The 14,192-nt window shown below is 37.3% G+C and carries 10 protein-coding genes; 3 read left to right on the forward strand and 7 right to left on the reverse strand.

Annotated elements, in window-relative coordinates:
• Position 1: 1 nt before the first annotated feature.
• Complete coding sequence (gene ppx, locus ACFIJL_RS02855; protein ID WP_375622403.1) at positions 2-1,519, forward strand: exopolyphosphatase; 1,518 nt, start codon at positions 2-4, stop codon at positions 1,517-1,519.
• A 530-nt stretch (positions 1,520-2,049) separates the two neighbouring features.
• On the opposite strand, the gene rnd is transcribed toward ppx, so the two are convergent.
• Complete coding sequence (rnd, locus tag ACFIJL_RS02860) at positions 2,050-3,207, reverse strand: ribonuclease D (RefSeq protein WP_375622404.1); 1,158 nt, start codon at positions 3,205-3,207, stop codon at positions 2,050-2,052.
• 132 nt (positions 3,208-3,339) lie between these two features.
• Between rnd and aspS the strand changes: the two genes are divergently transcribed.
• Both aspS and parC read left to right on the forward strand, forming a co-directional pair.
• Positions 3,340-5,133 (forward strand): aspartate--tRNA ligase, encoded by a 1,794-nt coding sequence (gene aspS / locus ACFIJL_RS02865; protein WP_375622405.1) that lies wholly within the window; start codon positions 3,340-3,342, stop codon positions 5,131-5,133.
• 776 nt (positions 5,134-5,909) lie between these two features.
• Positions 5,910-8,159 (forward strand): DNA topoisomerase IV subunit A, encoded by a 2,250-nt coding sequence (parC, locus tag ACFIJL_RS02870; protein WP_375622406.1) that lies wholly within the window; start codon positions 5,910-5,912, stop codon positions 8,157-8,159.
• 546 nt (positions 8,160-8,705) lie between these two features.
• Here parC and ACFIJL_RS02875 read toward each other — a convergent pair.
• The 6 genes from ACFIJL_RS02875 to purS all read right to left on the reverse strand — a co-directional run bounded on the left by ACFIJL_RS02875 (position 8,706) and on the right by purS (position 14,169).
• On the reverse strand, positions 8,706-9,962 hold the full coding sequence (locus ACFIJL_RS02875; protein WP_375622407.1) for a multidrug effflux MFS transporter: 1,257 nt from the start codon (positions 9,960-9,962) through the stop codon (positions 8,706-8,708).
• Positions 9,963-10,033: 71 nt separating this feature from the next.
• Complete coding sequence (gene grxD, locus ACFIJL_RS02880; RefSeq protein ID WP_375622408.1) at positions 10,034-10,366, reverse strand: Grx4 family monothiol glutaredoxin; 333 nt, start codon at positions 10,364-10,366, stop codon at positions 10,034-10,036.
• Between the two features lie 99 nt (positions 10,367-10,465).
• Positions 10,466-10,699: a BolA/IbaG family iron-sulfur metabolism protein gene (locus ACFIJL_RS02885; protein WP_375622409.1), complete on the reverse strand. Its 234-nt coding sequence runs from the start codon at positions 10,697-10,699 to the stop codon at positions 10,466-10,468.
• A 55-nt stretch (positions 10,700-10,754) separates the two neighbouring features.
• Positions 10,755-12,965 (reverse strand): phosphoribosylformylglycinamidine synthase subunit PurL, encoded by a 2,211-nt coding sequence (purL, locus tag ACFIJL_RS02890; protein ID WP_375622410.1) that lies wholly within the window; start codon positions 12,963-12,965, stop codon positions 10,755-10,757.
• A 281-nt stretch (positions 12,966-13,246) separates the two neighbouring features.
• The gene (purQ, locus tag ACFIJL_RS02895) at positions 13,247-13,918 is read right to left on the reverse strand and encodes a phosphoribosylformylglycinamidine synthase subunit PurQ (RefSeq protein ID WP_375622411.1); all 672 of its coding nucleotides are present in this window, start codon (positions 13,916-13,918) and stop codon (positions 13,247-13,249) included.
• A gap of 11 nt (positions 13,919-13,929) precedes the next feature.
• Positions 13,930-14,169, reverse strand: a complete 240-nt coding sequence (gene purS / locus ACFIJL_RS02900; RefSeq protein WP_375622412.1) for a phosphoribosylformylglycinamidine synthase subunit PurS — start codon at positions 14,167-14,169, stop codon at positions 13,930-13,932.
• Between the last annotated feature and the right edge of the window lie 23 nt (positions 14,170-14,192).

Raw genomic sequence — 14,192 nt, forward strand, 5'->3', positions numbered from 1 at the left:
AATGACATATGGAGATGCTCAAGGTCGGCTAAAAGGGCGTAAACCTGTTGCTGTTATTGACATTGGTTCAAATTCTGTTCGGCTGGTTATTTATGAGGGGCTTGTTCGCTCACCAACGGTTTTGTTTAATGAAAAGGTTCTTTGTGGTCTCGGTCAGGGTGTGGCAAAAACGGGATTTTTAGAAGAAAAGTCGATGAAAATGGCGTTACAAACACTGAAACGGTTTCGTACGCTTTGTCGACAGATTGGGGCAGATGAGGTTTATACTTTAGCAACGGCAGCAGCACGAGATGCAACAAATGGTGTAGCGTTTATTCAGCATGCTGAGGATATTTTGCAAAATAAAATATATCTTCTTTCAGGAAGTGAAGAAGCTATGTATTCAGCCTATGGAGTTGTTTCTACTTTTTATCAACCAAAGGGTATTTCTGGAGATCTTGGTGGCGGAAGTCTCGAGCTGATTGATATTGATCATTCTGATGTGGGTGAAGGGATAACGCTTCCATTAGGGGGATTACGGTTACAGTATATGTCAAATAATGATACTACTGTAGCGACAAAAATTGTACATGAGCAATTTTATAAATCTTCTGTTGCTCGTACGCGTAAAGGTATAGCACGTTATTTTTATGCTGTAGGGGGGACATGGCGTAATTTGGCAAAGCTCCATATGGCAATGAAACACTATCGACTCCCTGTTATGCATGGCTATGAAGTTGATGCCGTTGAAATGGAAAGTTTTTTACGTCTTGTAGCAAGTGGTAATATTGATAATATGAGAGGAATTGCAGCGGTTTCTCAGAATCGCCGGAAACTTTTATCTTATGGAGCAATAGTTCTTATTGAACTCATTCAGTGTATGGAGTTTGAAAAGATAATCTTTTCTGGTGCTGGCGTTCGTGAAGGTTTTCTTTATTCACGATTGCCGCAGGCGATTCGACTTTCAGATCCTCTCATTGCGGCGTGCACAGAAATGGCTATTTTACGGGCACGTTCACCAAAACAAGCAGAAGAACTCATTGATTTTACGACGAATGCCTTTGAAGTTTTTGGAATTTCAGAAACTGAAAATGAATACCGTTATCGTCAAGCCGCTTGCCTTCTTGCTGATATTGGGTGGCGTATACATCCAGATTATCGAGGCAATGAAGCGGCAAATCAGATAGCATTAGGATCTTATCCAGGAATTTCTCATGAAGGGCGCCTTTATGCGGCGCTTGCTGTTTTTTTTCGCAATACGAGTTTACTGGTTGATAAAGAATCTCTTCCCATTTTTCAGTTAGCAACTCAAAATATAATTGAAAAAGCACGTATTCTTGGTGAAACTATGCGTCTTGCTCATCTTTTTAGTGCTTCTGTTGCAGGGATTTTACCTCATTTATTGTGGCATAAAAAAACAAATCATATTATCCTGCAGATTCCAAAGAATTACGCTGGGTTATTAGGAGAACGTCCTCTTGGACGATTAAAGAAGTTATCAAAAATAATAAAACAACCTCTCGCTTTTGAAATTTTTTGATTTTTTATCCTCATTTATTCGCGTTTCATATCTTATAAAAAGTGCTATTATTAAGTATTTTAGTTGCTATGCGGCTCATTTTTGATTGTTAAATTGCAATTTCTATAAGTTTTTTATAGGTATGGTAATGTGAGATATTATATCTCCGCGCTTTCTTATTACGCTAGGCTGCTATTTTTTTAATGAGACATGTTTTTATTATAAGAATTTTTTCTTTTTAAAACTTTTAAATGAGAAACTATCTATTTTTCTAGATTTTCCTTAAAATAAGATCGCTATTTGGTTGATCTGATAAAGATTTAACTGTCATTTTTAATAAGAATTTACTATTAAGTTTTTAAATTTGTCAGTAGTAGGCTCTATTTAACATATTTTCGTTGTTCTATATATTAATTGATGTAGCTAATGACTAGCATAATGGATTTTTTAAAATGAGAATGTTTTTAAATTTATTCAGAGTCTCTTCTACATTTTTCAAATAAAATTGGTTTAATTTAATAAGGTGCGATTGCAAAATTTTTCTCTTTTGATTAAAACTGTTTTGTGCTTATTTTCCCATCATTAAAGTAAAAACCTATTTGTCCCTTTAGTAGTTGTTCGGCTTTTTGACCAAATATTTCATAGCGCCAGCCATTCATAGCGGGGATATTTTTCTTTATTCCTCCATTGGCGATTTTTTCTAAATCATTGGATGTTGCAATAATTTTAGGAGCAATGCTGTTTTCGTTTGCAACAAGTTTTAATAACACTTTGAGCAGGTCGATAACAGCGGTTGTCGTATCATTGAGTGGATTATATTTAGGAATGGGGGGCAAAGTAGAAAGATCTACCTCTAAGCCTTCGTGGACAGCTTCGATTAATGATTGCGCAATTGAGAGTTTATCCCAATTCTTCTTATTAAGACCGCGCAATCGTTTTAATGCAGATTCATCTTTTGGTTGTTGGGTGGCTATTTCTATAAGGCATTCATCTTTCATGATATGACGACGTGGCATATTGTATCTTCGTGCTTCACGTTCACGCCAAGCTGCTATCTTTTGTAATACAGCGAGTTCACGTGGTTTTTTAATTTTTCCTTTCACTTTTTTCCATGCTTCATCTTCTGGCATATCATAGGTTTTAGGATTTAAAAGGATTGTTATTTCATCATCCATCCAGTGAGTTCGTTGATTTTTCTCTAACCTTTTTTTCAATAACAAGTAAACATCTCTTAAGTAAGTTACATCGGAAAGTGCATAGAGCAGTTGTTTTTCAGACAAAGGGCGGTAACTCCAGTCTGTAAAGCGGGAGGATTTATCAAGATGATGCCCTGTACAGCGTTGTACAATTTGATCATAGGAGATAGAATCACCAAATCCACAAATGGATCCTGCTATTTGTGTATCAAAGAGAGGGGAAGGAATAACACCTCCAAGGTGATAAATTGTTTCAATATCTTGGCGCGCAGCATGAAAAACTTTTACAACTTTTTTATCGACCATAAGGTCAAAAAAAGGTTGTAAATTAATATCTGGTGCTATGGGATCAATCAAAACTGTGACATCTGGTGATGCGAGCTGGATTAAACACAGTTGAGGCCAAAAAGTTGTTTCGCGGATAAACTCAGTATCGACTGTTACAAAATCAGAGGTACGTAGAGCGTTAAGTGCAATTTCAAGATCTGTTGTTTGTGTAATAAGATTCATCATTTTATTATAATTCGATAAATTAAATTTGTGCTTTATTGACTTTATTTTTGAGTTTTTATTCTCATATCTTGACAAATGGTTATTAAAAAGCGTTTGTAGCGCATGTGAATATTATAATCAAAGGTAAAAAACATGCACCGTTATCGCAGTCATCATTGTGCGGCTCTTCGTAGATGTGATGTAGGAACACAAGTTCGTCTTTCGGGGTGGGTTCATCGTGTTCGTGATCATGGAGGGATTCTTTTTGTGGATTTACGTGATCATTTTGGAATCACACAAATTGTTGCTGATCCTGCTTCACCAGCTTTTAAAGTTATTGAAAAAGTGCGTTCTGAATGGGTTATTCGTGTGGATGGGGAGGTGTGTGCTCGTTCTGATGAGGTTATTAATGCAACGCTTCCAACAGGTGAGATTGAAATTTTTGCACAAGAGGTAGAAATTCTTTCAAAATCTGATGAGCTTCCTTTACCGGTTTTTGGTGAGCCTGATTATCCAGAAGATATTCGATTAAAATATCGTTTTCTTGATTTGCGTCGGGAGACTATGCACAAAAATATCATGCGTCGGACTGAAATTATTGCGGCTATGAGACGGGCTATGCAAAATAATGGTTTTACGGAATTTACGACGCCACTTTTGACAGCTTCATCGCCGGAAGGCGCACGTGATTTTTTGGTTCCGAGTCGTGTTCATCAGGGAAAATTTTATGCGCTACCGCAAGCGCCACAGCAATATAAACAATTGTTGATGATGTCAGGTTTTGATCGTTATTTTCAGATTGCTCCATGTTTTAGAGATGAAGATCCGAGGGCCGATCGTCTTCCCGGTGAATTTTATCAATTAGATGTTGAAATGAGTTTTGTTGAGCAAGAAGATGTTTTAGCAACTATGGAACCTATTATGCGTTCTATTTTTGAAGAATTTGCAGATGGAAAGACTGTGACACAAAGCTTTCCTCGCATTTCTTATGATGAAGCAATACAGAAATATGGTTCTGATCAGCCTGATCTACGTAATCCGATCATTATGGAAGATGTTTCTCAGCATTTTTATAATTCTGGTTTCAAAGTCTTTGCTCAAATTTTAGCGAATGATGAGAATGCACAAGTGTGGGCTATTCCAGCTAAAACGGGTGGAAGTCGTGCTTTTTGTGATCGTATGAATGTATGGGCGCAAGGCGAGGGGCAACCAGGGCTCGGCTATATTTTTTGGCGTGAAGAAGAAGGAAAATTTGAAGGAGCAGGGCCTATCGCCAAAAATATTGGTGAACAGAGGACTGAAGCAATCCGTATACAGCTTGGGCTTGAAAGTGGGGATGCCTGTTTTTTTGTAGCTGGCGATCCAAAAAAGTTTTCATCTTTTGCCGGAGCAGCACGCATAAGGGTAGGGGAAGAATTAGATCTTCTTGATAGAGATAGTTTCTCTTTGGCGTGGATTGTTGATTTTCCATTTTTTGAATGGAATGAAGATGAAAAAAAGATTGATTTTGCACATAATCCTTTTTCCATGCCTCAAGGGGGAGAAAATGCCCTTGCCTGTCAAGATCCTCTTACTATTAAAGCTTTTCAATATGATCTTGTTTGCAATGGTTATGAAATTGCATCAGGTGGAATTCGTAATCACTTACCAGAAATGATGCTTAAAGTTTTTGAACTTGTAGGACTTTCTAAGGAAGTTGTGAAAGATCGTTTTGGTGGTCTTTATCGTGCATTCCATTATGGGGCTCCACCACATGGTGGTATGGCTGCGGGAATTGACCGCATCATTATGCTGTTGCAAGGTGTTAAAAATTTGCGTGAAGTTGCTTTATTTCCTATGAATCAACAAGCACTTGATCTTTTGATGAGTGCTCCGTCTGAGGTTTCTTCTACACAATTACGTGATTTAGGAATCCGCATGGCTCCTACTCACAAAAATAGCTCATAAAGTTGATAATGGATTGTTTTCATCTTTTCTACGTAGAGTGAAGTTTTTGTGCCTCTCAAAAGCCATCGGTGTGTGTGTATATGTACTGTTTGTAAATTTAGATAGGTAAAAACGCTATTGTGTTGATTTTTTACGAGGCATTTTTATTCCTTGTTTCTATAGTGGCTCTTCCCCTTGTGATAGGTGAGGAAATAATTATGATTGCTTGATCATGAATAAATTAGAAATGAAAGAACTCTATAATATTCGGGAGTCTCATTTTAGTTGAAAAAAATGAATTATCTTTATGTGTCAATATATTATTTATTTTTTATTGAAGTTTTTACAACGTTGTAGCAGAGAATTGTGTCTCTTCGTTTTTATGAGAATAATGTGATTTTTCATTCTATGGGCTTACTCTGAAAAGTTTAAATTTCATAGCTTTGAACATTTTTTTAGTTTTTCATAGAAAAACTGAAGGGGATTATTATACAATTTATCTTTATAATAAAAGATGATGTTTGAAAGGTGTTTTTGTCATTCCAGAAAGGATGAAATAACTCTTTGTGGGCAGTTTTATCGTCGGATTTGAAAAAACTTTCAATAAATTACTTAGGACAAGGGGGAAGGACATGTATAAATTTTTCAAATTGATATAATTTTCTGTTCATGTTCTAATTGCAGCGTTTGTTTTTATGTAATTGACTTTTAATAAAAAAGCCGACTCATAGAAGATTTCATTAAATAAATCCTATAAAATAATTTCTTATTATTGTGGGAATTGTTGTTTTAATACTATGTCTGATAAAATGAATTTACCTTTTGATAAAGAACATATTGAGCCAATAGAATTACGTTCTGCTTTACAGGAACGTTATTTGGCTTATGCGCTTTCTACGATTATGCACCGTGCATTGCCTGATGTACGTGATGGATTGAAACCGGTCCACCGGCGGATTGTTCATGCGATGCGTCTTCTCAAACTAAATCCTGGACAGTCTTATGCGAAATGTGCGCGGATTGTTGGTGATGTCATGGGAAAATTTCATCCTCATGGAGATGCATCTATTTATGATGCTTTGGTGCGCTTGGCTCAAAGTTTTGCTGTTCGTTATCCGTTGGTTGATGGGCAAGGCAATTTTGGTAATATTGATGGTGATAATGCTGCTGCTATGCGTTATACAGAAGCACGCATGACTGAAGTGGCTGCATTGTTGCTTGAAGGAATTAATGAAAATGCTATTGATTTTCGTTTGACTTATAATGAGGAAGATGAAGAGCCTGTTGTTTTACCAGGAGCTTTCCCTAATCTTTTAGCAAATGGTTCTTCTGGTATTGCTGTTGGTATGGCAACATCTATTCCACCCCATAATGTTGCGGAGCTCTGTGATGCAGCACTCCATTTGATTGCGCATCCCGATGTAAATGATGAGGATTTAAATCAATTTGTGCTGGGACCAGACTTCCCAACCGGTGGTATTTTGGTTGAATCTAAAAAGAGTATTGAAGAATCTTACCGTATAGGTCGGGGTTTTTTTCGATTGCGTTCGCGTTGGTATCAAGAAACGGGCAGCCGTGGTTCTTACGTGATTGTTGTGACTGAAATTCCCTACCAAGTTCAAAAGTCACGCCTTATTGAAAAAACTGCGGAATTGTTGCTTGCACGTCGGTTGCCAATGCTTGAAGATATTCAAGATGAGTCAGCAGAAGATATCCGCATTGTGCTTGTTCCTAAAAATCGGTCGGTTGATCCGGAACTTCTTATGGAATCCCTTTTTAAATTGACTGACTTTGAAGTGAGATTTCCCCTCAATCTTAATGTTTTATCTTCTGGAAGGATACCTAATGTTCTTTCTTTGCGCGAGAGTTTACAGCAATGGCTTGAACATCGGAAAGAAGTGCTTATTCGTCGCTCTCATTATCGGCTTGATCAAATTGATAGCCGATTGGAAATTCTTCATGGATATCTTATTGCCTATTTAAATCTCGATGAGGTCATTCAGATTATTCGTGAAGAGGATGAACCTAAAAAGCAGCTGATCAGTCGTTTTGAATTAACAGAAAATCAAGCTGAAGCTATTCTTAATATGCGCTTGCGCTCTTTACGTAAGCTTGAGGAATTTGAAATTCGTAAAGAATTTGAAAGTTTGAAAGCTGAAAAAGAAAAGCTACAGAATTTGTTAGCTTCTCCTATAAAACAGTGGAAAATAATTTCAGAAGAAATCAAAAAGGTTCGAAACACTTTTGGTCCTGAAACCCTCTTAGGGAAAAGACGTACGACATTTGAAGAGGCACCAAGACATGATCTTGATGATATTCAACAAGCAATGATCGAAAAAGAACCGATTACTATTGTTATTTCTGAAAAGGGGTGGATGCGTGCTTTGAAGGGACACTTGAACGATTATAAAGCACTTTCTTTTAAAGAAGGAGACAGTTTAAAGTTAGCATTTCCAGCATTTACGACCGACAAGATTGTGCTGATCAGTACGGGTGGAAAGTTTTTTGCTATTGGTGCAAATAATTTACCTGGAGGGCGGGGACATGGTGAACCTATTCGTCTCTTAGTCGATATGGATGATGAGCACGATATTCTCGCAGCTTTTGTGCATCACGCTGAGGAAAAATTGCTCTTGGTTTCATCTCACGGAAATGGCTTTATTGTTTCTTCTGCAGAAGTGATCGCCAATACACGAAAAGGAAAGCAAGTGATGAATGTGAAAGCTCCTGATAAGGTAAAGCTTTGTGTTCAAGTAAATGGTGATCATGTTGCTGTAGTTGGTGAGAACCGCAAAATGCTTATTTTTTCTATTGAACAAATACCAGAAATGAATCGCGGTAAGGGGGTTCGTTTACAGCGTTACAGAGAGGGTGGTATTGTTGATGCCAAGACTTTTAATTTATCAGAAGGCTTAAGTTGGCAAGATACTGCTGATCGAATCTTTAATCGTCAAGCTGATGATCTCATTGAATGGATGGGAATGCGTGCGGGCGTCGGGCGTTTGGTTCCAAGAGGATTTCCAAAATCAGGAAAATTTATCAATTAAATGTATTTTATACACAGGAAAGTTCCGTATGATTTTATGATATGCAATATATTGATTTATAAGGATCATTTATGATTTTTTTATATTAAAAAGAAAGATCTAAAGTGTGAGTTTTTCTCTTATTTTTCTTCTGTTCAGGTTAAATCAATCAAAAATGTTTGCTTGCATGTCATAAGATGAGGGGAGATTGTGTGCATAAAAACTATTTCTTGTAAACCGTTTCAAATACAAGAGTTTTACAATAATAGGTCTATTTGTTCTTTGGTCAGTGATTATGTTTTTGAAAACCGAGAAATAGTATCATAATGCCGGTTTGTGTTCTTTATTAAGTAAAGATGCTGCTATTCAATGGCTTTTATACATTTTCACATTATACCATTTATGGGTGCTGTCATGAAATGATTTGATATTTCAAGAGCTGTACTTTTAAACAAACAATATGAATGTTTAACATAAGAGTGTTCTATTGGGAGATGTTTTATTTTGTCTGATAGGTTTATCTTCTTATTGTTCAAGAGAGATGTTATTAATCTTTCGTAGTAATATTTATTCGTTAGGATTACTATGATATTGCCTAAAAAGATGACCACGTTCAGCCCATAAGACGAGAAGTATGGCAGTGAGACTCAGAAAGAAAAATCCTGCTGAGTTTGGGATGGTTGTTTCATCAAATTGTTGGGCAATAAAAAAGCTAAGTCCTGCACCGATAGATGTTTGAAGAAAGCCGGATACAGAAGATGCTGTTCCAGCAATTTCGCCTACAGATTCGAGAGCGAGTGTATTGAAATTGGCCATAATGCCACCACAGGTAAACATTAATATACAATATAACGTCATATAAAAAGGAAAAGGGATAACACCACCTGCTAAGATGGAGCCAATAAACCAAATGCATGAAGTGGCACAAAAGAGCAAAAGCATAGTATGAGCAATACGTCTCATCCCAAGACGTCCGACAAGTCGAGAATTCATGAATGATGAGAAAGCCTGAAATGCAGCACCGATGGCAAATGCGATAGGAAACCAAAAGCCTAAGTTATAAATTCCTTCATAGGTTTGTTGTGATGTATTAACAGCGATAAAAATGCACCCTAAAATGATAGAAGTTGCAAGTGTATAGCAAAGTGTTGTACGATTTGTCACAACAACCCATAAGTTGTGTTTAACTGAAGAAAAGGAAAGAGGGCGTTGTTCATGAAGTGTTTCAGGCAAGCGGAATTGAATCCAAATCATCAGCCCGAAACCAATCATTGCCATGAAAATAAAAATATATTGCCAATGTCCGAGCAGTAAAATGATCTGTCCTGTTGCGGGACCAACCATTGGTGCAACAAGAAAAACCATCATAACAATAGACATAACTTCTGCCATTTTTCGACCACTGTAGAGATCACGTACAACGGAAACTGTGAGCACGCGCATAGCAGCTCCTCCAATACCTTGCAAGATACGCAAAATAAGTAAGAGAGAAAAATCAGTTACAAAGGCACAGCCAATCGCCGTAAATGAATAAAAAGCAAGCCCGAGAAGAATAAGTTTACGTCGTCCATACCGATCGCTTATAGGACCGAAAAATATTTGAGCAATACCATAGCTAATAAGATAACTCGAAATAATATAATGTTGATCATTTTCATTAAGAACATTTAAGCCGTCCAAAATATTGGGCATAGCTGGCAGCATAATATCAACAGCTATAGCGTTAATAGCCATGAGAGAAGCAATAAGAACAACAAATTCTTTATAGCCAATTTTGTTTCTAATCGCATCACTATGTGTTTGTTCATTGAGTGAATATGACATATGGCATCCTTGAAATAAAAATTTCGTCTGAAAACAGCTCTTTTTTAGAGTCTGAATAAAATGAAAGATACCTATGATTGATTATAAGGAATATTTTTTTCTTTCAAAAGTTCCTGTAACTCATTGTTTTGAAACATTTCTTTAACAATATCACAGCCTCCAACAAATTCACCTTTGACATAAAGCTGTGGAATTGTTGGCCAATTTGAGTAATCTTTGATCCCTTGACGCAATTCGTCAGAAGTTAAGATATTAATCCCTTTATAATTCAATCCTAAATAGTCAAGGATTTGAACAACTTGTCCTGAAAACCCGCATTGCGGAGCGTCAGGTGTTCCTTTCATGAATAAAATGACGTCGTTTGTTTTAATCTCGTTATCAATAAAATCATGAACAGTGGTCATTTTTATCCCTCGATATTTTGGATTTTTATAAGTGTGTAATTTATACTCGTACTGTTTTTAAATCGTATTGAGTGAATGAATGCAAGAAAAAATTTTAGATTATTTGGGGATATTTGTTTGCAACATTAAGGCGTGAAGATCAGTTCCCATATTGCCTTTAAGGGCATCATAGACCATTTTATGTTGTTGAACACGGGTTTTACCGCGAAAACTTTCAGAAATAACTTCTGCCGCATAATGTTCTCCATCTCCAGCAAGATCACGAATTGTTACAGTCGCATCGGGAATGCCTTCACGAATAAGCGTTTCAATTGCATGGGCACTCATCGCCATCATTATTCTCCTATGTTGTTCACTTTTTGTAAGAGCTGTTTAAAAACAACAATTTTTACTCTTCACCCATAAATTGTGGAAACCAATTTTCATAGGCTTTTGTGAGTTTGTCTATAGAAAGTTTTAGTATTCCATCTATATCAAGTGCATCACCTGCAACTTGACCTAGCTCTGTTAAAGAAACTGCACTTATTTGTGCGAGCTCTTTAAGGCTATTGAGTGCTTCAGGTTTGACGGCTAAAAGATAACGTCCTTGGTCTTCTCCAAAGAGTTCTGCATGTTCTGGTGATTGGTTGCTTAATTTTGCTTTGATCCCTTTACCTGCTTTAATGACCATTTCAGCAAGTGCTATCGCTAATCCTCCGTCAGAAAGGTCATGGGCGGCGTGAATAAAACCACGATGTATGACATCTCGAACAAATTGACCATGCTTTTTTTCAAGTTGTAAATCTACAGGGGGGGGGGCGCCTGCATCAATATTTAAAATGTTACGTGCATAGATTGATTGTCCTAAATGGGAGCCGCAATTTCCTACTAAAACAAGAATATCTCCATTTTGCATACCACTTATTGTGACCATTTTAGACCAATCATTAAGAAGTCCTACACCAGCAATTGTGGGGGTTGGAAGAATGGCTTCCCCATTTGTTTCGTTGTAAAGAGAAACATTGCCTGAAACGATAGGGAAATCGAGGATTCTACAAGCTTCCCCGATCCCTTTAATAGCAAAAACCAGCTGTCCCATAATTTCAGGTTTTTCAGGGTTCCCAAAATTGAGATTATCTGTAGCAGCTAACGGTGTTGCACCTGTCGTACTAATGTTTCGCCAGCATTCTGCGACAGCTTGTTTCCCTCCCTCATAAGGGTCTGCTTCACAATAGCGAGGTGTTACATCAGAAGAAAAAGCAAGAGCACGTTTGCTATTGTTGCCTACACGAATAACGCCTGCATCACCTCCTGGGCGAATAAGGCTATTTCCTTGGATAAGGGTATCATATTGTTCATAAATCCATCGCCGTGAACTTTGATCAGCAGAATTCAATAAGGTCACAAGTGCATCACCAAGATTTTCAACTTTTTTGACGTCTTCTGCTTTTAAGGGTGTTTTTTTTGCCGGCTCACTCCAAGGACGGTCATAAACAGGTGCTTCATCACCAAGTTCTTTGATGGGAAGATTGACAACTTCTTCCCCTTGATGAAATACGCGGAAACGTAGATCATCGGTTGTTTTTCCAATAATGGAAAAATGGAGCCCCCACTTATGAAAAATTGCTGCTGCTTGCTTTTCTAACTCTGGTTTAAGAACCATGAGCATACGCTCTTGGCTTTCAGAAAGCATCATTTCATAGGCTGTCATGTTTTCTTCTCGAACAGGAACTGTATCGAGATTAAGCTGTATCCCTAAATTTCCTTTTGCACCCATTTCAACAGCAGAAGAGGTGAGACCTGCTGCCCCCATATCTTGAATAGCAACCACGGCTCCAAGTTCCATGAGCTCTAAACATGCTTCAAGAAGACATTTTTCTGTAAAAGGATCACCGACTTGAACGGTTGGACGTTTTTCACTGATTGAATCATCAAATTCAGCAGAAGCCATTGTTGCTCCACCGACACCATCACGTCCTGTTTTCGCACCAAGATAAACAACAGGGAGTCCGATGCCTTGTGCTTTAGAATAAAAAAGGGCGTCTGTCTTTGCAATACCGGCGACAAAAGCGTTAACGAGAATATTGCCATTATAACGTTCATCAAAATTGACTTCTCCACCAACCGTTGGAACACCAAAAGAATTGCTGTAACCACCTATTCCAGAAACAACACCAGAAACAAGATGGCGTGTTCGCGGATGATCAGGAGCGCCAAATCGCAATGCATTCATAGCGGCGACAGGACGGGCTCCCATTGTGAAGACATCACGCAAAATACCACCAACGCCTGTCGCTGCACCTTGATAAGGTTCAATATAAGAAGGATGGTTATGGCTTTCCATTTTAAAAACAACACATTCTCCTTCACCAATATCAACAACACCAGCATTTTCACCAGGCCCTTGAATGACACATTTTCCTTCTGTTGGAAGAGTTCTTAGCCATTTTTTAGAGGATTTATAGGAACAATGTTCATTCCACATTGCAGAAAAAATTCCTAGTTCAGTAAATGTTGGTTCTCTACCAATTAACGTCAAGATACGTTGATATTCATCCTCTTTTAGGCCGTGTTGTGCAATGAGCTCTGGTGTAATAGTGATGTTATCGCAAGGCTTCATGAGTATTTATCCGTTAAATTAACTGAAATTCAGCATTTTAGTTTCTATCTAGCAGCTATTATAAGCAATAATGTTGTTTAATAATAAAAATATTCATAGACCGTAAGCTGAAGATTTTGTTCGTTTGTTTGGTGGGATTTAAGACCAAAAACGATCTTAAATAATTATGTATTTAGAGCAATAATATCCATTGTTGTTTGTGAAGAATTTCGTTCATAGATTTACGATATGAGATATCAACCTTTGTTTTATAATTATGGAGCTCGAGGATTTTTGCGGCATCATCCCTTTACTAACTCTAAAGCACTTTGAAAAAGTAAACGACCGTCAATACCGCCATGGGCGGGTTCAATAAAGTTTTCAGGATGAGGCATCATACCAAGAATATTACCAGCTTTATTAACAATACCAGCAATATCTTTCATTGAGCCATTAGGATTTGTATTTTCTGCATAACGAAAAACAATTTGTTCATTATCTTCCATTTGTTTTAATGTTTCACTATCAACAAAATAATTCCCATCGTGATGGGCAACAGGACAACGAATAATTTGTCCTTTAGAATAATATCGAGAAAATTTTGTCTTGGCATTGACGACTTCAAGTTTGATTTCACGACAAACAAATTTTAAAGAAGCGTTACGCATTAAAGTACCGGGTAATAATCCCGCTTCCAACAAAATTTGAAATCCATTACAGATCCCTATTATTGTAGTCCCTTCTTGTGCTTTTTCACGAATGGCTTTTAAGATGGGAGTTCGCGCTCCAATTGCACCACATCTTAAGTAGTCGCCATAGGAAAAACCACCAGGAATAATAATAACATCTACATCTGGAATTGTTGTTTCTGTTTGCCAAATTTTTAGTGGCTCAACTCCCGTTATATGATGTAATGCTGCAACCATATCTCGATCACGATTTAATCCAGGAAGTTGAATGATGGCAGTTTTCATGAGTGTTTCACTTACAGAAGTTCGATTGTATAATTTTCAATGACAGTATTTGCGAGTAACTCTTCACACATTTGTTCAAGTTTTCTCTTTGCGGTTTCAGAAGGTAGATCATCAAGAACAATATCAAAAACCTTTCCTTGACGAATGGATTGAATGCCTTCGAAAGCCAAACTTTTTAAAGCACCGACAATTGCTTCTCCTTGTGGATCAAGAACGCTTTCTCTTAAAGTAACTGTAATGCGTGCTTTCATTATTTTACTTCCTGCTTTTTAAA

The sequence above is a fragment of the Bartonella sp. TT119HLJHH genome, from assembly GCF_042193385.1.
Taxonomy (GTDB): Bacteria; Pseudomonadota; Alphaproteobacteria; order Rhizobiales; family Rhizobiaceae; genus Bartonella.